Below are 21,643 nucleotides of genomic sequence, written 5' to 3'. Positions count from 1 at the left end.
AGGACTAGCGTCTGAAGGATGTTCACCCACACTGCATCGAAACGCTCCCTGCGCCTTGCCGGGGTCCTGACCGCGGCGTGCGCCACCGCCGCCCTGGCTGCGCCGGCTACTGCTGCGCCCGCCGCTCAGCACGGCTCTGCGCACCACCAGAACTACTCATGGTCGCCACGTCCGACCGGTGTGCAGGAGCAGTTCCGTGGCCTGGCCGCCGTCAACGCACGCGTTGCCTGGGTCAGCGGCGAGCAGGGCAGCGTCCTGCGCACGACCGACGGCGGACACAGCTGGGCAGACGTGTCGCCGGCCGTCGCGAAGGCGGACGGACTGGCACTGCGCGACATCGAGGCGTGGGACAGCCGGCATGCCGAAGCGCTGTCGATCGGGGAAGGCGGCGACTCGCGGATCTTCCGCACCGACGACGGCGGACAGACCTGGCAGCAGGTCTTCACCAACACCGATCCCGCCGCGTTCTACGACTGTATGGCGTTCAGCTCACGAGGGATCGGCCTGGCGATGAGCGACCCGGTGGACGGCTACTTCCGGATCGCGCGCACGACGGACGGCGGGAAGTCGTGGAAGGTGCTGCCCACCCAGGGAATGCCTCCGGCCTTCGCGAACGAGTTCGGTTTCGCCGCATCCGGCACCTGCCTGGTCTCGGCACAGGACACGCGCGGTGCCCGACCGGGCGAGTTCTGGTTCGCGACCGGCGGACAGTCCCCGCGGGTCTTCCACACGACCAACGCAGGCACCAGCTGGACCGCGGAGACGACGCCCGTGCGCGCGGGGGACGCAGCCGGCATCTACAGCATCGCGTTCAAGCACCACGGCACAGGCGTCGCGGTCGGCGGTGACTACACCGCGCCGACCGATGGCACTGACGCCGCTGCGACCCAGCACGGCACGTCGCCGTGGAAGGCAAGCCGCACTGCGCTGGGCGGCTACCGCTCCGGCGTGGCCTACGTGCCGGGCCGCGGCAATGTGGTGATCGCGGTGGGTCCGACCGGCAGCGACGTGAGTCGCGACGGTGGGCGCACGTGGACGACGTTCGACGGCACCGACTACGACGGGATCCACTGCGCCACCGACGGCGCGTGCTGGGCGTCCGGCCCGGACGGAGCCGTCGCGAAACTGATGACCCCGCGGCACACCCACGGCCAGGAATAGCGCATGGAGGCGTATCTCGTTGACACGTAAGCACACTCACCGCTCACGCTATGGCCGGTATGCCGGCGGGCCCGACCCGCTGGCACCACCGGTCGACCTGGCCGAGGCGCTCGACGCGATCGGCGAGGACGTCATGGCCGGCTACAGCCCGGAGCACGCGATGCGGGAGTTCCTGCGGCGCGGCGGGCGGCAGCAGCGTGGGCTGGACGATCTGGCCCGGCAGGTCGCGGAGAAGCGCCGCGAGTTGCTGGCCAAGCACAACCTGGACGGCACGTTCGCCGAGATCAAGCAGCTGCTGGACGACGCGGTGCTCGCCGAGCGCAAGCAGCTGGCGCGCGACCTGGACGACGACGCGCGGTTCGCGGAGATGCGCATCGAGAACCTCCCACCCTCTACTGCTGCCGCCGTCAACGAACTCGCCGACTATCCCTGGCGCAGCAGCGAAGCTCGCGAGAAGTACGACCAGATCAAGGACCTGCTCGGCCGGGAGATGCTCGACCAGCGGTTCGCCGGGATGAAGCAGGCACTGGAGGGGGCGACCGATCAGGACCGGCAGCAGATCAGCGACATGCTGCGCGACCTGAACGACCTGCTCGAGGCCCACGCCCGCGGCGACGACAGCGATCAGCAGTTCGCCGACTTCATGGCGAAGCACGGTGACTTCTTCCCGGAGAACCCGCAGAACATCGACGAGCTGCTCGACTCGCTCGCGCAGCGCGCCGCCGCCGCTCAGCGGATGCTCAACTCGATGACGCCCGAGCAACGCCAAGAGCTCATGGAGCTGTCGCAGCAGGCGTTCGGTTCGCCGGAGCTGATGCAGCAGCTGGCGCAGCTGGACGGCAACCTGCAGGCGCTGCGGCCGGGGGAGGACTGGTCCGGTTCGGAACAGTTCGGCGGCGAGCAGGGGATGGGCCTCGGCGACGGCACCGGCGTCATACAGGATCTGGCGCAGTTGGACGACCTGTCCGAGCAGTTGTCGCAGCAGTATGCCGGCGCCCAGATGGACGACCTGGATCTGGACGCGCTCGCCAGGCAGCTGGGCGACGCGGCGGCGGCCGACGCCCGCACCCTTGCCGCACTGGAGCACGCGCTGCGCGAACGCGGTTATCTGACAAAGGATTCCACCGGCGAGCTGAAGCTGTCGCCACGCGCGATGCGTGAACTCGGCCGCACCCTGCTCAAGGACGTGGCGACCCGGCTCAGCGGCCGGTCCGGCTCACGGGACGCGCGCCGAGCGGGTATGGCGGGGGAGCCGACCGGCGCCGCCCGGGAGTGGCAGTTCGGTGACACCGAGCCCTGGGACGTGACCCGGACGCTGACCAATGCCGCGTTGCGCAGGGCCGGTGGCGACGACACCCGAATGCTGACCATCGCCGACGTGGAGGTGCAGGAGACCGAGGCCCGGACCCAGGCCGCGGTCGCCCTGCTGGTCGACACGTCCTTCTCGATGGCCATGGACGGGCGCTGGGTGCCGATGAAGCGCACCGCACTCGCCCTGCACCACCTGATCCAGACCCGCTTCCGCGGTGATTCGTTGCAGCTCATCGGTTTCGGGCGGCACGCCCGGTCGATGGACATCGACACCCTCACCGCGCTGTCGGCCGAATGGGACAAGGGCACCAACCTGCATCACGCACTGATGCTGGCCAACCAGCACTTCCGGCGACACCCGAACGCCCAGCCGGTCCTGCTCATCGTCACCGACGGCGAGCCGACGGCGCACCTCGAACCGGACGGCGAGGCGTGGTTCAGCTATCCGCCGCACCCGCTGACGATCGCCTACAGCGTGCGCGAGCTCGACACCGCGGTGCGGCTCGGCGCGCAGACGACGATCTTCCGGCTCGGCGAGGACCCCGGCCTCGCCCAGTTCGTCGACCAACTCGCCCGACGCGCCGACGGCCGGGTCGTCGCACCCGAACTCGACGAGCTGGGTGCAGCGGTGGTCGGCGGCTACCTGGGCGGACGCGGCGGTCGGCCCACGTACGGCGCCTTCGGCGACTGGGGTCTGCGCGGCGGCTGGGTCGGCTGATTCGCCGGCCGCGCCCAGCCGGCACACCGCTGCCTCCGGGTTGCGAATCAGGTTCTCATCAGCCTTCATTCGATGCATTGACGCGCTCATATCGGCGGGTGTCTATTGCATAGGCCGGCCGATCGGCCAGCGCTCGATCTCCTCCACGCATCGGTGAGGTGTCTTGATGAAACAACCCACGTCGCGCACCACAATTGTCGTGATCGCAACAGCAGGAACTCTGGCGGCAGGCATGGGCCTCGCCTCCGCCGGCGCCGCCACGGCAGCGTCCGGGCCCCGGCATCAGCTGCAAGCCCGACCGACCTGGCTGGGCAAGGCGCACGCCAAGGGGGCGCTGCCCAGCGGGCAGACCCTGAGTTTCAGCATGCTGCTCGGCATGCGCAACCAGTCGGGAGCGGACGCCATGGTCCGCGCCCTCAGCGACCCGTCCAGCCCCAAGTACGGAAAATGGTTGAGCCTCAAGCAGTTCGACGCGGCATACGGCCCCCGCGAGGCCGACATCACCGCCGTGACCTCCTGGGCCAGGTCGCACGGCCTGCACGTCTCCTCGGTGGCGCCGAGCGGCATGCTCGTCAACGTCACCGGGTCGACCAGCACGGTCAACCGCGTCTTCGCGACGAAGATGGAGTCCTACTCGTTCCAGGGCGTGACTGTCCGCTCCAACACCACGGCGTTGACCCTGCCGAGCAGCACGTCCGCGACCGTGCTGTCGGCAGTGAAGGGTGTTGTCGGCCTGGACACCGGTGCCACGGTCAAGAAGCCCGCCGACACGTTGCCCGGCCCGCCACCGGGCGGCCGCTACGGTGTCCAGCCGTGCTCGTCCTACTACGGCCAGAAGACCGCGGCCGACCAGCCATCGGCATACGGCAAGAAGTGGCCCTACGCCGTCTGCGGCTACACCCCCAAGCAGCTGGAGAGCGCCTACGGCGTCGACCAGCAGCTCAAGCACGGCTACTCGGGCAAGGGCCAGACGGTCGTCATCACCGACGCGTTCGCGGCGCCGACGATCGCGGCGGACCTGCGCAAATACAACGCGAAATACGGCCTGCCGCAGTTCAAGAAGGGCCAGTTCAGCCAGCAGACCCCCGGGCCGGACGGGTACGACCTGGTGAGCGAGTGCGGCGGCAACGGCTGGTACGGCGAGGAGACCCTCGATGTCGAGGCGGTGCACTCGATGGCGCCGGGCGCCAAGATCGTCTATGCCGGCGCCCCGGACTGTGCCTCCGGGCTGGACAACACCTGGGCCGCGGCGATCGACAACCACACCGGCGACATCATCACCAACTCGTGGGGCGACGGCGTCGACACCGTCGCCGACCTGGGGCAGTCCTACATCGACTTCTATCAGCAGTACTCCACCGAGGCGGCACTGCGCGGGATCACGGTGAACTTCTCCACCGGCGACGACGGCGACCAAACCTCCGGCGGCACCGACCTGGGCGCCAAGAGCCTGAGTTTCCCCTCGGACCTGCCCTACGTGACCGGCGTCGGCGGCACCAGCCTCGATGTCGACAGGTTGGGTGCCTGGACCGGTGAATGGGGCTGGCAGAACGCCTATGCGCAACTGTCACCGGACGGAACCTCCTGGGTGTCACCTCCCGGGAAGTACTCGTCCGGCGGTGGCGGCGGCACCAGCCAGCTGTTCGCGCAGCCGTGGTACCAGAAGGGCATCGTCCCCACCGCGGTGGCCGACTACTACGGCAGCACACCGATGCGGGCGACACCGGACATCTCGACCGTCGGCGACCCGAACACCGGCCTGGTGGTCGGCGAAACGCAACAGTTCCCGGACGGAACCTATTGGGACACCTACCGGATCGGCGGCACCAGCCTGTCCTCGCCGGTGATGGCGGGCATCGTCGCAGTGGCCGGTTCCCGGGCTCATCGGACACTGGGGTTCGTCAACCCGCTGTACTACTCGCTGCTGGACAGCCGGGCACTGCACGACCTGAAGGCACCGACGCAGCCGCTGTCACAGGTCCGCACCGACTACGTCAACGGGCTGGACCGATCCGGCGGTCTGCACTTCGAGTTGCAGCGCATCGACGTGCAGAGCTCGACGCTGCACGACACCCGCGGCTGGGACAGCGAGACGGGCGTCGGTTCGCCGGCCGCCGCGTTCTTCCGGATGGCAGCACGCCGGTAGAGGTCGGCCGTTCGGAGGTGGCAGCGCGTCACACGCGCGCTGCCGCCTCCGCCTCGGCGTCGGACGCGATCTGTTCGGCGGTGGCGTCCGGCACGTGGCGCAACGTGCCGGGCCACCAGATCTTCGGGCCGATGTCGAGGGTCAACGCGGTGACCAGCACTGCGCGCACCACGATGGTGTCCAGCAGGACACCGAGGGCCACGGCGAAGCCGATCTCGGCGAACGCGACCAGCGGCAGGGTTCCGAGGACCGCGAACGTCGAGGCGAGCACGAGACCGGCCGAGGTGATCACCCCGCCGGTCGCCGACAGGCCGACGATCGCGCCGCGTCGGGTGCCGTGCTGACGCGCCTCCTCACGGACGCGGGTCATCAGGAAGATGTTGTAGTCGATCCCCAGCGCGACGAGGAAGACGAAGACGAACAACGGCAGTGACGGGTCGGTGCCGGCGAACCCGAAGACGAAATGGAACACCAGCGACGACAGGCCGAGCGCCGCGCCGAACGACAGGATCACCGTCAGGATCAGCAGCACCGGAGCGACGAGCGCCCGCAACAGCACCGCCAGAACGGCCAACACCACCAGCAGTGTCAGCGGGATGATCACCCTGCTGTCGTGATCGGTGGCGTGCTGCACGTCATACGTCGTGGCGGTGTTGCCGCCGACGAGCGGGTCCGCGCCGGGTATGCCGTGCACGATGCCCCTGACCCGCGCGATCTGATCGAACGCCTCGGCGCTGTACGGATCGCCGGAGATGGAGGTCTGCAGCAGGGTGCGGTCGCCCCGGACGATCGGCTTCGCCGCCGGTGCGAAGCCCGCGGCCGACAATCGCTGCGTCACCACGTCCGATCGGGCAGAGTCGACCAGCACATAGGCCGGGTCGGACGCGTTGGACCGGTAGTGACTCTGCAGGATCTTGCTGGCGGTCACCGAGTCCGGGTTGCCGGTGAAGCTCTGGGTCGTCGACAGGCTGTGCGAGTGGAGCTGGGTCAGTCCGGCGGTGCACAGCAGCAGGACGCCGACGGTCACCAGCCACACGGTGCGCGGTCGCGGACGGATGAACCCGCCGACCTTGGACCACAGACCGCTCTGCGTCGGCTCCGCGCTCCCGTAGGTGGGACGTCGTGGCCAGAACACCCATCGGCCGACGGTCACCAGCAGCGCCGGCAGGAGCGTCAGCATCGCGAGCAGCGCGAAGACGATGCCGAGCGCCGCGACCGGTCCGAGACCCTTCGTCGAGTTCATCTGCGCGGCGAGCAGGCACAGCATGCCGAGGATGACGGTGCTGCCACTGGCCAAGATGGCCGGCCCCGACCGATGGAGCGCGAATGCCATTGCCTCATGCCGGTCCTCGTGTCGGCGCAGCTCCTCGCGATAGCGCGCCACGAGCAACAGGGCGTAGTCGGTGCCGGCCCCGATGACCAGCACGGTGAGGATCCCGTAGCTCTGGCCGTTGACGGTCAGCCCGGTGTGGTCGACCAGCAGGTAGATGAACGCCTGTGCGGCCGTGAGCGGCACGCCGGCGCTGAGGATCGGCAGCACCCACAGCACCGGGCTCCGGTAGGTCAGCAGCAGGATCAGGATGACGACGCCGAGCGTGCCGAACAGCAGCGTGCCGTCGATGCCCGAGAAGGCGTCGGCCTGGTCGGCGCCGAAACCGACCGGTCCGCCGAGATGCACGCCCATGCCGTGTGCCCCCTCAGTTGCGGTGGCACGGATCTGGTCGGCCGTCTTGGGCAGGTCGTTCCAGCCGGACTTCGGGTCGATGTGCAACGGGATCAGCGTTTGCAGCGTCGTCCCGTCCTCGGACGGGATCGGACCGACGACCGGGCCGGCCACGTGCGGTGTGTTCTTGTATGCCGCGGCGTCGGCGGCCGCCTTCGCGCGGTCGGCCGCGGTCAGTCCACCGTCCCGGTGATAGACGACGATGGCCGGGATGCTGTTGCGGTCCACGAAGGCGCCCAACTGGTCGTAGGCCTTGGTGGACTCGGCACTGGCCGGTAGCCATGACGAGGTCTGGTTGTCCTGCGCGCCGGACAGTTTGCCGGCCAGCGGGCCGAGCGCGACGAGCGCAACGACCCAGATGACGAGGACTGCGTATTTGCTGCGGCGGCCGCACACCAGTGCCGCGAATCGACGATCCATCCGATGACCCCTCCGTCAGATGTGGATGCGCGGCAGATGCTTAGCTTTCCTCACTGTCGCGATATATCGTGATTTTACGCGATGACGCCCATGACGTGCAGGCATTTCTTTGTGGGACGCTTGCGGCGTGAAGTCACTCATCGGCGTGCTCGCCGTGCAAGGCGATGTCCGCGAGCATGCTCGTTCTCTCGAATCCGTCGGAGCCGCAACGCGATTGGTTCGCCGGCCGGAGGAGCTGGAGGGCCTCGACGGGATCGTGCTCCCCGGCGGGGAGTCGACCACGATGGACAAACTGCTGCGCGCCTTCGAGCTGCGGGACCCGCTGCGGGAGCGGTTGACGGCGGGCCTGCCGGCATACGGCTCGTGCGCCGGGATGATCCTGCTGGCCGACCGCGTGCTGGACGCGACGGCCGGCCAGCAGACGCTCGGCGGCCTGGATGTCACGGTGCGGCGCAACGCCTTCGGGCGGCAGGTCGACTCGTTCGAGGAGGACCTCGAGATGCCGCAGATCGTGGGGGAGTCGGCGCCGCCGGTGCGGGCGGTGTTCATCCGGGCTCCCTGGGTGGAGGCGGTCGGCCCCCAGGTGCAGGTGCTCGGCACCGTGACGACCGGCCCGGCGGCCGGGCGGATCGTCGCCGTGCGCCAGGGCAATGTGCTCGCGACGTCGTTCCACCCGGAGGTCACCGGCGACCACCGGATCCACGAATACTTCCTGCGTATGGCGCACCAGCGGCGCGGCGATAACATTGCCGGTCGAGACACCAGCACGTTCTAGCCAGAAGAGGGATGTATGTCAGGTCACTCCAAGTGGGCGACAACCAAGCACAAAAAGGCTGCGATCGATGCCAAGCGCGGCAAACTGTTCGCCAAGCTGATCAAGAACATCGAGGTTGCGGCGCGCTCCGGTGGCGGTGACCCGGCAGGCAATCCGACGCTCTTCGACGCCATCCAGAAGGCCAAGAAGTCCAGCGTCCCCAACGACAACATCGATCGCGCGGTCAAGCGCGGCTCCGGCGCCGAGGCCGGTGGCGCCGACTACCTGGCGCTGACCTACGAGGGCTACGCGCCCGGTGGTGTCGCCCTGCTCATCGAGTGCCTGACCGACAACAAGAACCGCGCCGTGGCCGAGGTGCGCACCGCGCTGTCGAAGAACGGCGGCTCGATGGGCGAGTCCGGCTCGGTCGCGTTCCTCTTCAACCGCAAGGGCGTCGTGATCGTCCCCAAGAAGCAGCCGGAGGGCGAGGCCACCGAGGACGGGCTGCTCGAGGTGGTGCTCGACTCGGGTGCCGAAGAGGTCAACGACCTGGGCGAGTCCTTCGAGATCGTCTCGGAGGCCACCGATCTGGTCGCCGTCCGCGAGTCGCTGCAGGGCGCCGGCATCGACTACGACTCGGCCGACTCCTCCTTCCTGCCGACCACCGAGGTGCCGCTGGACAAGGACGGCGCCAAGAAGATGTTCCGCATCATCGAGGCGCTGGAGGACAGCGACGATGTGCAGAACGTCTACGCCAACGGCGACGTCTCGGACGAGGTGCTCGCGGAGCTCGAGGCCGAGGACTGATCCCGTCGGTTCGCCGACGCGCCGCCGCAGCCTTCGCCGGTATGCCGCTGCCGCCGCCTAAGCTGACACGGACCGAACATATGTCGGACCCCGTATGTCGTGAAGGAGCTGCCCTGCTGTGCGAGTGCTCGGAGTCGACCCCGGCCTGACCCGGTGCGGTCTCGGCGTGGTCGAAGGAGGCATCGGGCAGCCGGTGCGGATGGTCGCCGTCGGTGTCGTGCGCACGCCGGTCACCGACGACCCGGCCGAACGCCTGCTGAGCCTGCAGACCGAGATCGACGAGTGGATGGAACGCCACACACCCGACTCGGTCGCGGTCGAGCGGGTCTTCGCCAAGGCCAACATCAAGGGCATCATGGGCACCGCGCAGGCGTCCGCCATACCGATGCTGGCCGCCGCGCGGCGTGGCCTGCCGCTGGCGCTGCACACCCCCAGTGAGGTCAAGGCGGCCGTCACCGGCAACGGCCGTGCCGACAAGGCACAGGTCACCTCGATGGTCACCCGCATCCTGCGGCTCGAGGTCGCGCCGAAGCCGGCCGACGCGGCGGACGCCCTGGCCATCGCCATCTGTCATGTATGGCGCGGCGGCGCCCAGGACCGCATCGCGGCGGCCGTCGCCCAGCAACGCGCCGTCGCAGGTGTACGTCGATGATCGCCACACTGCGCGGGACCGTCCTGCAGGTCGGGCTCGACCAGGTCGTCGTCGAGGTCGGCGGCGTCGGACTGTTGACCCACACCACGCCCGGCACCGCTGCCGCGCTGCGGACCGGGGGAGAGGCGACGCTGTCCACGACGCTGGTGGTCCGGGAGGATGCACTGACGCTCTACGGGTTCGGCACCGCGGATGAGCGGGATCTCTTCGAGCTGGTGCAGACGGTCAGCGGCGTCGGTCCGCGGATCGCGCTGGCGATGCTGGCCGTCGCCAGCCCGGACCAGATCCGGGCGGCCATCGCCGGCGGTGACGTCGCCGCGCTGGTGAAGACGCCCGGCATCGGCAAGAAGGGGGCCGAACGCATCGTCCTGGAGCTCAAGGACAAGGTCGGCCCGCTGCTCGCCGGCGACACGACCGACACGCGCCCCGCACCGGTCGGTGGCGGGCACGACCAGGTCAGCGAGGCGCTCATCGGGCTCGGCTGGTCCGCCAAACAGGCCGATGACGCCGTCGCGAAGGCCACCGCGGCCGACCCGGCACTCACCGAGGTGTCCGCGCTGCTGCGGGCGGCGCTGCGCGAGCTGGGACGATGACGGGCGTGGAGGACGAGACAGAGCCGAACCCCGACGGCTCCTACGATGCGACGTCCCGCATCGTCGACCCGGGCGGGGACGAGGAGGAGCGCCGGCTCGAGGTCGCGCTACGCCCCAAACGGCTGGCCGACTTCCCCGGTCAGCCGCGGGTGCGCGACCAGCTCGGCCTCGTGCTCGAGGCCGCGCGCCGCCGCCAACGGCCACCGGACCATGTGCTGCTGTCCGGACCGCCCGGCCTCGGCAAGACGTCGCTGGCGATGATCATCGCCGCCGAGCTGGAGCAACCGATCCGGATCACCAGCGGGCCCGCCATCCAGCACGCGGGCGATCTGGCCGCGATCCTGTCCTCGCTCGCCGAGGGCGAAGTCCTCTTCCTCGACGAGATCCACCGGATGGCCCGGCCGGCCGAGGAGATGCTCTATCTGGCGATGGAGGACTTCCGCGTCGACGTGGTCGTCGGCAAGGGACCGGGCGCCACCGCCATACCCCTGGAGCTGCCGCCGTTCACCGTCGTCGGGGCCACCACGCGAGCCGGCCTGCTGCCGGCGCCACTGCGCGACCGGTTCGGTTTCACCGGGCACCTGGACTTCTACGCGACCGAGGACCTGGCCGCGATCCTGACGCGCAACGCCCGCCTCCTGGGCATCGACTCCACCGCCCAGGGCATCGACGAGATCGCCGGACGGTCGCGCGGCACACCACGCATCGCCAACCGGCTGCTGCGCCGGGTCCGCGACTACGCGCAGGTGCACGGCAAGGACGTCGTCGACCTCACGGCGGCGCGGGCGGCCCTGTCCCTCTTCGACGTCGACCAGAGCGGTCTGGACCGGCTGGACCGTGCCGTCCTGGAGGCACTGTGCCGCCGGTTCGGCGGCGGTCCGGTCGGCCTGTCGACCCTCGCGGTCGCCGTCGGGGAGGAGCCGGACACGGTCGAGACCGTCGCCGAGCCCTACCTCGTCCGGGAGGGCTACCTGGTGCGCACACCGCGCGGCCGGGCGGCCGCCCAGCTCGCCTGGGACCATCTCGGTCTCACCGCGCCACCCACGGCGATCGCAGGCGCCATACCCTTGCCACTGGACGAGGACGGCGGCGGTCGATTCAGCGACTGAGCCCGACACGCTCGGAACCCGGACGCCCGTCGATGACGTTGCTCACTTAGACTCACCCGTCGGCCGCTGATGCTGCCCGACACCCACCAATCCAAGGACTGACTTTTCGATGTATGCACTGGAGCAGACATGGGCTCTCTGATCATTCTGCTGCCCTTGCTGTTGCTGGCCTATCTGTTCTGGACGCAGCGCAAGCGCCAGCAGCAGATGCGTTCGGCCCAGGACTCGATCCAGGTGGGGCAGGAGATCAGCACCACGTCCGGGCTGCTCGGCACGCTGGTCGCGCTCGACGACGAGGAGGGCACCATCGAGGTGTCACCCGGCGTGCAGCTGCGGTTCGTGCGCCGGGCGATCGTCCCGCGCAGCCAGGTCGGCGCGCCCGCGCCGGCGGAGACCGCGGACGCCGAGTCGACACAGATCGAGCCGACGCCGGCCGAGTCCACGCCGGCCGAGTCCACGCCGGCCGACGTCGCGGAGCCGGGCCATGTCGACCTGGGCAAGCGTGAGGGCGTCCGGCAGGACGACCACACCCCCGAGACGAAGGCCGAATAGGTGGCCAGCCGAGCCCGTCGATCCACCACCGGCAAACCGCGGCAGATCCTGACGATCCTGTTGCTGCTGATCGTCGCGCTGTACGCCGGCATCGCCGGCACCGCAGCCTGGGCGTCGCCCAAGGGCAAATGGGTGCCGCTGCTCGGCCTCGACCTCGAGGGCGGCCGGCAGATCACCCTGCAACCGCTGGTCGGCAAGGGCCAGCAGGTCAACGCCGGGCAGGTCCAGCAGGCCGTCGACATCATCCGCAACCGCGTCAACGGCAACGGGGTGTCGGAGGCCGAGGTCTCCACCCTCAACAACTCGCTGATCGTCGTGTCGCTGCCAGGCAACCCGAGCGAACAGACCCTCAAGTCGCTCGCGCAGTCCTCGCAGCTGGCCTTCCGGGCCGTCATCCAGGCGCAACCGATCCCGGCCCCCGCACCGAGCGCGAAGTCGAGCCCGAAGTCGAGCCCGAAGTCGAGCCCGAAGTCGAGCCCGACGTCGAGCCCGTCCAGCTCCGGCACGGCGACTCCGAGCACGTCGACGCCGAGCACGTCCACGCCGAGCACGTCCGCGTCGAGCAAGGGTGCCAACGACCTGCTGCCCCAGGCGTTCCTGCGCGACACGAAGTCGCCGTCCTCGACGCCCTCGTCCAAGGCCTCGTCCAAGGCCTCGTCCAAGGCCTCGTCCAAGGCGTCGCCTTCCTCGAGCCCGGCGTCGACCCCCACGGCGACGCCCACCCCGACGCCCACGCAGCCGTCCCGGCAGCTCCCGGGCGCGCGCCCGGAGCCGACCTCGCCCAGTGACACCGCCTGGGGCACCATGCCGGTGGACAACATCTGGGTCGAGAACAACCTCGCGACGGCGGGAGAGACCTACTCCGAGCTCTTCGCGGCATACCCGTGCACCCCGGCCCAGGTCACCAAGGGCGGTGCCTCCGTGGAGAAGTGGCGCGAGGTCGGTGCCCAGGCTCCGCAGGACCAGCCGAGCGTCGCCTGCTCCGACACCGAGAAGTTCCTGATGGGCCCGGCCGAGGTCACCGGCTCCGAGGTCACCGATGCCTCCTGGGGCAACGAGACCAACCAGCAAGGCGTCGCCACCAGCACCATCGGCGTCAACCTGACGTTCAACAGCAAGGGCAAGGACGCCTTCGCGAAGGTGACCGAGCGGCTGATGCAGCACCAGGGCACCGACCAGAACCGCTTCGCGATCACCATGGACGGTCGGGTCATCTCGGCGCCGCAGACCAACTCGGTGATCACCGACGGGCACGCCCAGATCACCGGCAACTTCACCGAGTCCGAGGCCAAGACCTTGGCCAACCAGTTGAAGTTCGGTGCGCTGCCGTTCTCCTTCAAGGAACTGACCTCCAACCAGGTCAGCCCCGAGGTCGGCACCGACCAGTTGCAGAAGGGCATCATCGCCGGCCTGATCGGCCTGCTGCTGGTCGTCCTCTACTCGCTGCTGCAATACCGCGCGCTCGGTTTCGTGACCGTCGCGTCGCTGATCGTGGCGGGCGTGCTCAGCTACGGCCTGGTGACGCTGCTCGGCACCACCAGCGGCTTCCGCCTCACCATGGCCGGGGTCACTGGTCTGATCGTCTCCATCGGCATCACCGCGGACAGCTTCATCGTCTACTTCGAGCGGGTGAGAGACGAAGTCAGATCCGGCAGGCCCCTGCGGGCCGCCGTCGAGACCGGATGGGCCCGGGCCCGCCGGACCATCATCATCTCCGACATGGTCAACTTCCTGGCCTCCGCGGTGCTCTACGTGCTCAGCGAGGACAACGTCAAGGCCTTCGCGTTCACGCTCGGCCTGTCGACCGTCGTCGACCTGGTCGTCGTCATGATGTTCACCCACCCGGTGCTCACCCAGCTGGCCCGCACCAAGTTCTTCGGCAGCGGCCACAAGTGGTCCGGGTTCGACCCCGACCGGCTGGGCGCCGCGGGAGTCACGTATGCCGGTCGCGGTCGGGTGACGATCGCCGACCGCAAGGCGGCCGCCGGCTCGGCCACGGTCGAAGGAGGACAGGCCTGATGGGCAGCTTCGCGCAGTTCGGCAACGACCTGTTCACCGGTCGGCGGCAGATCAACTTCATCGGCCGCCGCCGCACCTGGTACCTGCTGACCGGTGTGCTGCTGGTCATCGCGGCAGTGGGGCTGTTCGGGCGCGGGCTGAATTTCAGCCTGGAGTTCGAAGGCGGTTCCCACCTGTCGGTGACCAACATCCAGAACACCAGCAACTTCGACCAGCGGGCCCACGACGCCGTCAAGTCCGCAGTCGGTTCCGCCGACAACCTGCAGGTCACCAAGGCCGGCGCGAGCACCGTCAACGTCGAGTCCAAGAAGCTGGGCAAGGGCACCTCCGCCGACACCGACAAGGTCGCGGCCGCGCTGGCCAAGGAGTTCGGCGTCAAGGACAGCGCCGTCACCACGCAGTTCATCGGACCGTCGTGGGGCAGTTCGGTCACGCACAAGGCGATCCAGGCACTGATCGTCTTCCTGCTGCTGCTGGCGATCCTGCTGTCGGTCTACTTCCGTACCTGGACGATGGCGGCAGCCGCGCTGGTCGCGCTGGTGCACGACCTGTTCTTCACCGTCGGCATCTACGCGTTGACCGGCATCGAGATCTCGCCGGCGACGATGATCGGCTTCCTGACCATCCTCGGCTACTCGATCTACGACACCGTCGTCGTCTTCGACAAGGTCCGGGAAAACACCGACGAAGCCATCCGCGACGGCAACCGCACCTACGCCCAGGCGGCCAACTACGCGGTCAACCAGACGCTGGTGCGCTCGATCAACACCTCCGTCGTGGCGTTGCTGCCGATCACCGCGATCATGGTCGTCGGCATCTTCCTGCTCGGACCCGGCACCCTGCTCGACCTGGCGGTCGCGCTCTTCTTCGGTATCGCCGTGGGCACCTACTCCTCCATCTTCATCGCGACCCCGCTGCTGACATCGCTGCGGCACCGCGAGGCCTCGATCAAGGAGCTGGACCGCCGCGCGAAGGCCTACCAGGCCAGCCAGGCCAGCGTGCTGGCACGGACCGGCACCCGCGAGGAGCACACGCCCGGCGAATCGGTGTCCGGTGTGATCGAGCCCGAGCGCGCGAAGGCCGCGCGCGCGGCCGCTGCGACGAAGGTGCGCAAGCGGGAGATCCACCCGCTCGCCAAGCGGAACGCGGATGACTGACACCGCCGCGCAGGTGCTGGCCACACACACCCGCGAGGTCGCGGACTTCCCCAAGCCGGGAGTGAAGTTCAAGGACCTGACACCGCTGTTCCGCGAGCCGGGGGCGTTCAGTGTCGTGCTGGACGACATCGCGGGCCGCTGGACCGGCCAGGTCGACGTGGTCGCCGGCGTCGAGGCGCGCGGCTTCATCCTGGGCGCGCCGCTGGCCATGCGGATGGGGCTGGGTTTCGTGCCGATCCGCAAGGCGGGCAAGTTGCCCGGCGACACCCACACCCGCTCCTACGACCTCGAATACGGCACCGCCACGATCGAGGTCACCACGGACGCATTCGCTGCCGGCCATCGCGTGCTGCTGGTCGATGACGTGCTGGCGACCGGCGGCACGGCGGCCGCGGCGTGCGCGCTCGTCGAGAGCGCCGGCGCCGAGGTCGTGGCCCTGGAGATGCTGCTGGAGCTGAGCTTCCTGCACGGCCGGGACAAGCTGCCGGGCCGGGACGTCCGCGCGATTCTGGTCGATTGACCCCCACTACACTCGGTTTATGAGTCAGGACGAGCGCACCAGCAATCCGTCGGGTGCCTCGCGGGTCCGAGCCAGGCTCGTGCGGTTCGGGGCTCCCCGGCCCAGCAGCAACCGGGAGATCGAGCCGTTGCTCGCCATCGTCCGGGCGACCCACCCGAAGGCAGACCTGGCCGTCATCGACCGCGCCTACGGTGTCGCCGAGCGCGCCCACCGTGGTCAGCTGCGCAAGTCGGGCGACCCCTACATCACCCATCCGCTGGCCGTCGCCACCATCCTGGCCGAGCTTGGTATGACGCCACCGACCCTCGCCGCGGCGCTGCTGCACGACACCGTGGAGGACACGGCATACAGCCTGACGCAGCTGACCGACGAGTTCGGTCCCGAGATCGCCATGCTGGTGGACGGTGTCACCAAGCTCGACAAGGTGACCTACGGCGACGCCGCGCAGGCCGAGACGGTCCGCAAGATGGTCATCGCGATGGCCAAGGACATCCGGGTGCTGGTCATCAAGCTGGCCGACCGGCTGCACAACGCGCGGACCTGGCGCTACGTGTCGGCCGAGTCCGCCCAGCGCAAGGCCACCGAGACGCTGGAGATCTACGCCCCGCTGGCGCACCGGCTGGGCATGAACACCATCAAGTGGGAGCTGGAGGACCTGTCCTTCGCGACGCTCTACCCCAAGGTGTACGACGAGATCGCCCGCCTGGTCGCCGACCGCGCGCCGGCCCGGGAGGAGTACCTGCGCGGCGTCCGCGAGCAAGTGACCGGCGACCTGCGGGCCGCGAAGATCAAGGCGACCGTCACCGGCCGCCCGAAGCACTACTACTCCGTCTACCAGAAGATGATCGTCCGCGGCCGCGACTTCGAGGACATCTACGACCTGGTCGCCATCCGGGTGCTGGTGGAGTCGGTGCGCGACTGTTACGCGGTCCTCGGCACGATCCACTCGCGGTGGAGCCCCCTGCCCGGGCGGTTCAAGGACTACATCGCGATGCCGAAGTTCAATATGTACCAGTCGTTGCACACGACGGTCATGGGCCCGCAGGGCAAGCCGGTGGAGATTCAGATCCGCACCTTCGCGATGCACCGCCGCGCCGAATACGGTGTCGCGGCGCACTGGAAGTACAAGGAGGACGCCAACAAGACCGGCGGTGACAGCGACGGGGACGGGCCCGGCAACGACATGTCGTGGCTGCGGCAGCTGCTGGACTGGCAGCGCGAGACGGCCGACCCGGGGGAGTTCCTGGAGTCGCTGCGTTTCGACGTCGGGTCGCGTGAGGTCTACGTCTTCACCCCGAAGGGCTCGGTCATCGGGCTGCCGGCGGGGTCGACGCCGGTCGATTTCGCGTATGCCGTGCACACCGAGGTGGGCCACCACACGATCGGCGGGCGGGTCAACGGCCGGCTGGTGCCGCTGGAGAGTCCGCTGGAGAACGGCGACGTGGTGGAGATCCTGACCTCCAAGGCCGACGGTGCGGGCCCGAGCCGCGACTGGCTGGGCTTCGTCAAGAGTCCACGGGCCCGCAACAAGATCCGCCAATGGTTCTCCAAGGAGCGGCGCGAGGAGGCGATCGAGAACGGCAAGGACGCCCTCGCCCGGACGATTCGCAAGAAGGGCCTCGGCATCCAGCGGCTGATGTCGCACGAGTCGCTGACCGCGGTCGCCGAGCAGCTGAAGTACCAGGACATCGACGCCCTGTATGCCGCCATCGGCGACAGCCACGTCTCGCCCGACCATGTCGTCAAGCAGCTGGTGACGATGCTCGGTGGCGAGGAGGGCACGACCGAGGACCTGGCCGAGGCGACCAACCCGGTCCGGCGCAATCGCCGCTCGTCCGAGGCCGACCCGGGCGTGACCGTGGTCGGCACCGACGACGTGTGGGTCAAGCTGGCCCGCTGCTGCACACCGGTGCCCGGCGACGACATCATCGGCTTCGTGACCACCGGCAACGGTGTGTCGGTGCACCGGCGTGACTGCACCAACGCCGAGCAACTGCTGGCCCAGCCGGAGCGGCTGATCAACGTGGCGTGGTCGCCGTCGGCGGCGTCGGTCTTCCTGGTCCAGTTGCAGGTCGAGGCGCTGGACCGCAACCGGTTGCTGTCCGACGTGACGCGGGTCCTGTCCGACCAGCACGTCAACATCCTGTCCGCCTCCGTGCAGACCACCCGCAACCGTGTCGCGATGTCGAAGTTCACCTTCGAGATGGGCGACCCCAACCACCTCGAACACGTCATCAAGGCGGTCCGCAAGATCGACGGCGTCTTCGACGTCTACCGGATCACCGGATCCGGCCACCGCAGCACCGAACACGCCGCCCAGGCCTGAGGTCTGCCTCGCGACACTGTGGATAACTTCTGCGCGCGTCCGCCGCACGGGGGCAAGCTCTGTCGGCATGACTCCTTCACCGCAGCAGCGCAAGCCGATCCGGACCGACGCCGACCTCTTCGAGCGATGGGAGGACCTGATGGGGCCGGGTGGCTTCGGCCGCCGCAGCCTGTGGCTCATCTTCCTGGACGAGGACGGGCACCAGTCCGACCTGATCGTGCCGATCGACGACATCCCGATGCTCCCCGACGCGCGTGACATCGTGTCGATCACCGACCTGATCGCACGGATCCGGGACGAGGTCGGGATCGCGCAGGTGCCGATGCTCATCTCCCGTCCCGGCCCGTCGGCCATGACCGAGGGTGACCGCCGTTGGGCGGTTGCGCTGACCACCGCACTGCGCGACCAGCACCCGCGCTGGCCGATCCATCTGGCCACCCGCGACCGTGTGCAGGTCTTCGCCGCCGACGATCTGGTCGTGCCCCGGGCCGGTTGAGCGGCCGCGACGCTCAGCCCAGCAGCAGCACCGGACGACTGCGGCCGGCGGTCGAGCGCGGACCGCTCAGCCCGGCCAGGTCGGCCAGCAGCACCGCAGTGCCCGCGACACCGTTGAACAGGGCCAGATCCCCGTCGGCGGCCGCCAGGCCGCACGGCCACTGGCCCGGGTCGTCGCCGGCCAGGTCGAGGAACGCCGCAGCCGTGTCCAGGGCCAGCACCCGGTGTGCCGGCTCCTGGAGCACCCGTGCGGCCAGGTCCAGAGCTCCCACCGGCCCGCCCACGCCGTGGCACAGCGTCCAGCCCTGACCCAGCGCATCGGCGCCATACGCGACCCACGCCTCGCGCTCGCACCACACCTCGGCGCCGCACGCCTGGATCGCCACCTCCGTCTCCACCCGGATCGACTCCTCCGACCACGGCGCCCGCAATCCCTGCGCGTCCAGCTCCAGCAACCGCAGCCGTATGACGGCCGCTCCCGCGGCGCCGTGACACCACCGGGCGGCCCACACCGGTTCGGGACCGCGCAGGTCCGGCCAGCCACCGTGCAACGGATCGGACCACGACGCCTCGAAGCGCAGCGCGTCGTGCGCGAGGGGCAACGCCGACCCGGCCAATTGTGGCCAACGCCAGGCCGTTTCGGCCAGCGCCCAGGCGATCCCGCCGGCGCCGTGCGCCATACCGCACAGCGGCCGTGCGCCGGAACCGTGCTGCGTGGGATCCGGCCAGCCGCGGCCCCACAACTGCCGCTCCGACCGGCGCCACAGGGCATCGACCAACCGGGCCGCGACGGCGGGATCGGCGTGCGGGGCCCGGGTCAGCGCCAGCAGCACACCGGCCAGGCCGGAGGTCAGATCGCTGGACGGCAACCGCCCCGCCAGCTGCTCACCGGCCTCACCGGCCTCACCGGCGGCGCCGGCCGATGAGCGGCGGCTCCCGGAAGGCCGCACCAGCTCGACGCCGGCGGTGCCGGACAGCAGACCCGGATCGGGAAGCGGCGCGCGGCGCGTGACCGCCCGGCCGGCCCGCGCGGCGAGCTCGACGACGTCCGCCCGGTGCAGTGCCGCACCGAGCCGGCGCAGTGCCCACGCGATGCCGGCATCACCGTCGTAGAACGAGGACCGGCCGCCGGTGCAGCGCTCGGGCGTCCCGTCGGCGGCAGGGTGCCAGGTGGGCCAGGTGACCTCGTCACCGTCCTCGATCGCCGTCGCCTGCAGCAGGTCCACGCAGTCCGCGACCGCCCCGCGGAGCCGGTCGACCGTGCGTACCACGCCCGGCGCCGGCGCGCCGTCCGTGGCGGCCGGCAGCAGCGTGGCGCTCATGCCGGCACCGGGACGGCGCGCAGATGGGCGGCGACCGGGTCGACTCCGTGCTCGCGGAACACCTCGGCCACGACGTCGGCGAACGCGCTACACCGTGCCTCGGCGCGACGGTGCGCCTCGCCGAGCCAGCGGCAGCGCAACTCACCGAAGCTGCAGCCGTCCCCGGGGTCCTCGCTCCACGCGATCCCCGGCGCCAGCACCTTGGTGAACGGCGGCGACGCATTGCGGACGTGCGCGGCGCAGCAGGTCGCCACCGCCTCGAACGCCGCGGCGCGGCAACCGTCCGGCAGGTAGAGGACGACGGCATCGGCTCGGTCCAGGGCGGCCGCGTCGGTCGCCACCTTCAGCGACCACTGCGCGGTGATCTGCGGTATGACGCGGGTGATCTCGTGCACCAGCCGCGCGACCTCGACGCGGCGCGGGGCGCAATAGAGCCGGGTCAGGTCGTGCGGGACCCGGTCGGCGGGCCAGTCGTCACCCCAGGTGCGCCACCAGCCCTGGTCGGCGTGGCCGCCCCGGCGGCGGCTGAGGCGCAGCCTCGCGCCGACCGTCGGCGCGAGGCCGGCCCCGGAGTGCACGCTCAGGTAGTCGCCCCGGCCCACGGCGCGGCGGCGCCGGCGAGGGCCGTCGGTGACCACGACGGCGCCGAATCCGCCGACGGCAAGGACCTCCTGCTCCTGCGGCGACCAGGCGAGCGCACCGGCGTGCGCGGCACGCAGCGCCCAGCCGATCGGTGGGTCCCATCGACCCCGGCTCGTGCCGCCGGGCCGCGGCGCCGCCCACCAGTGCTCGTAGAGCGTCGTCGCGAGGTCGTCGGCGTCCGCCATGACGGTGAGGACGTGCTGCGCGGCCTGTAGTTCGGCGGTGGTGTGTCGGTCCCAGCTCATCGGGATGCCTCCTGCATCGGCGACGCGCTCCGGCGCGTCCTGGTGAAGTCACTGGCCCGGGCACTGGCCCGGGCGTCGGTCAACAGCCGTTCGACGAGACGGTGGTGGTCGGGACCGGGTGCCGCGGCGTACTGCCACGCGGTCACCAGGGAGCGCACGGTCCGCCACCCGGATGGACACGGCAGTGCCGGGCCGCCGCCCGCGGCATACGCCCGGCGAAAACAATGCAGGGGCAAGCCGATCGACGTCAGGGACTGCTCGAGACTGACCAGGTCCCAGCACGGGTCGCCGCGTCCGGCGGACTCCCAGTCGAGGAAGGTGATCCGGGAATCACCGTCGACGAACACGTTCGACGCGGACAGGTCGCCGTGCGTCCAGCGGGCGGCTCGCGCCCAGCTGTCCCGCAACGGTGCCAGTGCGGCGCGCACGGCGGGTTCACGCCAGGTGGCCAGCACCGCGTCCCGGTCGCGGCCGGCCGGATGCGTCGTCATCGACGCAAGCGGTGCGTCCAGCAGCGGCCACGGTGCCCGAGCGGTCGGCACGTCCGGGTCGACGGGCGCGCGGTGCAGTGCGGCCAGGGCAGCGCCCAGCGCGTGCGACAGCCGCAGGGCTGACTGCTGGTCGAGCGACAGGGTCGTCAGGTCGGTCCCCCGTACGGCGGCGGTCCACACCACCGCTGGTCCCCCCTGAGGGATCAGCGGCGGTGTCAGACCGAGGTGACGCAGCCGGGTGAGGGCCGACCGCTCGGCCGCGACGACGTCGTCCCCGTCCAGCCGGCTCGCCACCCCGGGCTGCTTGGCGTAGGCGAGGGGTCGGCCGGACCGCTGCACGCAGTGCACGCCGTTGGTGCGGGTGACCGGCACGGCGCCGGTGACTCCGGAGATCACGTCCCGGCCGGCGACCATGCCCGCTCGGACGGCGAGGGACAGGATCTCCGGAGTGGCCTTCATGCCCATCGCCTCCTACCTCGG

The 21,643-nt window shown here is 70.0% G+C and carries 18 protein-coding genes; 14 read left to right on the top strand and 4 right to left on the bottom strand.

Features of this window, described 5'->3' with window-relative positions; genetic code table 11:
• Window positions 1-18 precede the first annotated feature (18 nt).
• The 3 genes from ACYVBN_RS15785 to ACYVBN_RS15775 all read left to right on the top strand — a co-directional run bounded on the left by ACYVBN_RS15785 (window position 19) and on the right by ACYVBN_RS15775 (window position 5,336).
• Entirely contained in the window at window positions 19-1,161 is a 1,143-nt protein-coding gene (locus tag ACYVBN_RS15785) for a WD40/YVTN/BNR-like repeat-containing protein (RefSeq protein WP_460601347.1), read from the top strand.
• A 19-nt stretch (window positions 1,162-1,180) separates the two neighbouring features.
• Window positions 1,181-3,190 carry a hypothetical protein gene (locus tag ACYVBN_RS15780; protein WP_460601346.1) on the top strand — a complete coding sequence of 670 codons (2,010 nt, stop codon included), beginning with the start codon at window positions 1,181-1,183 and terminating at the stop codon, window positions 3,188-3,190.
• Window positions 3,191-3,356: 166 nt separating this feature from the next.
• On the top strand, window positions 3,357-5,336 hold the full coding sequence (locus tag ACYVBN_RS15775) for a S53 family peptidase (RefSeq protein ID WP_460601345.1): 1,980 nt from the start codon (window positions 3,357-3,359) through the stop codon (window positions 5,334-5,336).
• A gap of 28 nt (window positions 5,337-5,364) precedes the next feature.
• On the opposite strand, the gene ACYVBN_RS15770 is transcribed toward ACYVBN_RS15775, so the two are convergent.
• Window positions 5,365-7,479, bottom strand: coding sequence for an MMPL family transporter (locus tag ACYVBN_RS15770; RefSeq protein WP_460601344.1), 2,115 nt, complete (start codon window positions 7,477-7,479; stop codon window positions 5,365-5,367).
• A 127-nt stretch (window positions 7,480-7,606) separates the two neighbouring features.
• Between ACYVBN_RS15770 and pdxT the strand changes: the two genes are divergently transcribed.
• The 11 genes from pdxT (at window position 7,607) to ACYVBN_RS15715 (ending at window position 18,464) form a co-directional block, all read left to right on the top strand.
• Complete coding sequence (pdxT, locus tag ACYVBN_RS15765; RefSeq protein ID WP_440282595.1) at window positions 7,607-8,254, top strand: pyridoxal 5'-phosphate synthase glutaminase subunit PdxT; 648 nt, start codon at window positions 7,607-7,609, stop codon at window positions 8,252-8,254.
• A 15-nt stretch (window positions 8,255-8,269) separates the two neighbouring features.
• The gene (locus ACYVBN_RS15760; protein WP_460601343.1) at window positions 8,270-9,040 is read left to right on the top strand and encodes a YebC/PmpR family DNA-binding transcriptional regulator; all 771 of its coding nucleotides are present in this window, start codon (window positions 8,270-8,272) and stop codon (window positions 9,038-9,040) included.
• A 118-nt stretch (window positions 9,041-9,158) separates the two neighbouring features.
• Complete coding sequence (gene ruvC, locus ACYVBN_RS15755) at window positions 9,159-9,692, top strand: crossover junction endodeoxyribonuclease RuvC (protein ID WP_460601342.1); 534 nt, start codon at window positions 9,159-9,161, stop codon at window positions 9,690-9,692.
• Entirely contained in the window at window positions 9,689-10,285 is a 597-nt protein-coding gene (ruvA, locus tag ACYVBN_RS15750; RefSeq protein ID WP_460601341.1) for a Holliday junction branch migration protein RuvA, read from the top strand. The genes ruvC and ruvA overlap by 4 nt, the downstream gene beginning before the upstream one ends.
• Window positions 10,282-11,394, top strand: coding sequence for a Holliday junction branch migration DNA helicase RuvB (gene ruvB, locus ACYVBN_RS15745; RefSeq protein ID WP_460601340.1), 1,113 nt, complete (start codon window positions 10,282-10,284; stop codon window positions 11,392-11,394). The genes ruvA and ruvB overlap by 4 nt, the downstream gene beginning before the upstream one ends.
• Before the next feature lie 129 nt (window positions 11,395-11,523).
• Window positions 11,524-11,946 carry a preprotein translocase subunit YajC gene (gene yajC, locus ACYVBN_RS15740; protein WP_460601339.1) on the top strand — a complete coding sequence of 141 codons (423 nt, stop codon included), beginning with the start codon at window positions 11,524-11,526 and terminating at the stop codon, window positions 11,944-11,946.
• Window positions 11,947-13,965: a preprotein translocase subunit SecD gene (gene secD / locus ACYVBN_RS15735; protein WP_460601338.1), complete on the top strand. Its 2,019-nt coding sequence runs from the start codon at window positions 11,947-11,949 to the stop codon at window positions 13,963-13,965.
• Entirely contained in the window at window positions 13,965-15,122 is a 1,158-nt protein-coding gene (gene secF / locus ACYVBN_RS15730) for a protein translocase subunit SecF (RefSeq protein ID WP_460601337.1), read from the top strand. Before secD ends, secF begins: the two co-directional genes overlap by 1 nt.
• Complete coding sequence (locus ACYVBN_RS15725) at window positions 15,115-15,642, top strand: purine phosphoribosyltransferase family protein (protein WP_460601336.1); 528 nt, start codon at window positions 15,115-15,117, stop codon at window positions 15,640-15,642. The genes secF and ACYVBN_RS15725 overlap by 8 nt, the downstream gene beginning before the upstream one ends.
• Window positions 15,643-15,661: 19 nt before the next feature.
• Window positions 15,662-17,968, top strand: coding sequence for a RelA/SpoT family protein (locus ACYVBN_RS15720; RefSeq protein ID WP_440282586.1), 2,307 nt, complete (start codon window positions 15,662-15,664; stop codon window positions 17,966-17,968).
• A 67-nt stretch (window positions 17,969-18,035) separates the two neighbouring features.
• Complete coding sequence (locus ACYVBN_RS15715; RefSeq protein ID WP_440282585.1) at window positions 18,036-18,464, top strand: hypothetical protein; 429 nt, start codon at window positions 18,036-18,038, stop codon at window positions 18,462-18,464.
• A gap of 13 nt (window positions 18,465-18,477) precedes the next feature.
• Here the strand turns inward: ACYVBN_RS15715 and ACYVBN_RS15710 are convergent, their stop codons facing one another.
• From ACYVBN_RS15710 to ACYVBN_RS15700, 3 genes are read right to left on the bottom strand one after another with little or no spacing between them, the layout of a single operon-like run.
• Complete coding sequence (locus ACYVBN_RS15710) at window positions 18,478-19,785, bottom strand: glycoside hydrolase family protein (protein WP_460601335.1); 1,308 nt, start codon at window positions 19,783-19,785, stop codon at window positions 18,478-18,480.
• Window positions 19,782-20,672 (bottom strand): T3SS effector HopA1 family protein, encoded by an 891-nt coding sequence (locus ACYVBN_RS15705; RefSeq protein ID WP_440282583.1) that lies wholly within the window; start codon window positions 20,670-20,672, stop codon window positions 19,782-19,784. The genes ACYVBN_RS15710 and ACYVBN_RS15705 overlap by 4 nt, the downstream gene beginning before the upstream one ends.
• The gene (locus ACYVBN_RS15700) at window positions 20,669-21,622 is read right to left on the bottom strand and encodes a phosphotransferase (RefSeq protein ID WP_460601334.1); all 954 of its coding nucleotides are present in this window, start codon (window positions 21,620-21,622) and stop codon (window positions 20,669-20,671) included. The genes ACYVBN_RS15705 and ACYVBN_RS15700 overlap by 4 nt, the downstream gene beginning before the upstream one ends.
• Between the last annotated feature and the right edge of the window lie 21 nt (window positions 21,623-21,643).

It is taken from the genome of Flexivirga lutea (assembly GCF_054778955.1).
This window is presented reverse-complemented; position numbering and strand designations above follow the sequence as displayed.

Coding starts and splice junctions, on each gene's coding strand:
- ACYVBN_RS15760 (WP_460601343.1), top strand. CDS start 8,270: ATGTCAGGTCACTCCAAGTGGGCGACAACCAAGCACAAAAAGGCTGCG.
- ruvA (WP_460601341.1), top strand. CDS start 9,689: ATGATCGCCACACTGCGCGGGACCGTCCTGCAGGTCGGGCTCGACCAG.
- ACYVBN_RS15770 (WP_460601344.1), bottom strand. CDS start 7,479: ATGGATCGTCGATTCGCGGCACTGGTGTGCGGCCGCCGCAGCAAATAC.
- yajC (WP_460601339.1), top strand. CDS start 11,524: ATGGGCTCTCTGATCATTCTGCTGCCCTTGCTGTTGCTGGCCTATCTG.
- ACYVBN_RS15725 (WP_460601336.1), top strand. CDS start 15,115: ATGACTGACACCGCCGCGCAGGTGCTGGCCACACACACCCGCGAGGTC.
- ACYVBN_RS15785 (WP_460601347.1), top strand. CDS start 19: ATGTTCACCCACACTGCATCGAAACGCTCCCTGCGCCTTGCCGGGGTC.
- secF (WP_460601337.1), top strand. CDS start 13,965: ATGGGCAGCTTCGCGCAGTTCGGCAACGACCTGTTCACCGGTCGGCGG.
- ACYVBN_RS15710 (WP_460601335.1), bottom strand. CDS start 19,785: ATGAGCGCCACGCTGCTGCCGGCCGCCACGGACGGCGCGCCGGCGCCG.
- ACYVBN_RS15705 (WP_440282583.1), bottom strand. CDS start 20,672: ATGAGCTGGGACCGACACACCACCGCCGAACTACAGGCCGCGCAGCAC.
- ACYVBN_RS15775 (WP_460601345.1), top strand. CDS start 3,357: ATGAAACAACCCACGTCGCGCACCACAATTGTCGTGATCGCAACAGCA.
- ruvB (WP_460601340.1), top strand. CDS start 10,282: ATGACGGGCGTGGAGGACGAGACAGAGCCGAACCCCGACGGCTCCTAC.
- ACYVBN_RS15715 (WP_440282585.1), top strand. CDS start 18,036: ATGACTCCTTCACCGCAGCAGCGCAAGCCGATCCGGACCGACGCCGAC.
- ACYVBN_RS15720 (WP_440282586.1), top strand. CDS start 15,662: ATGAGTCAGGACGAGCGCACCAGCAATCCGTCGGGTGCCTCGCGGGTC.
- ACYVBN_RS15700 (WP_460601334.1), bottom strand. CDS start 21,622: ATGAAGGCCACTCCGGAGATCCTGTCCCTCGCCGTCCGAGCGGGCATG.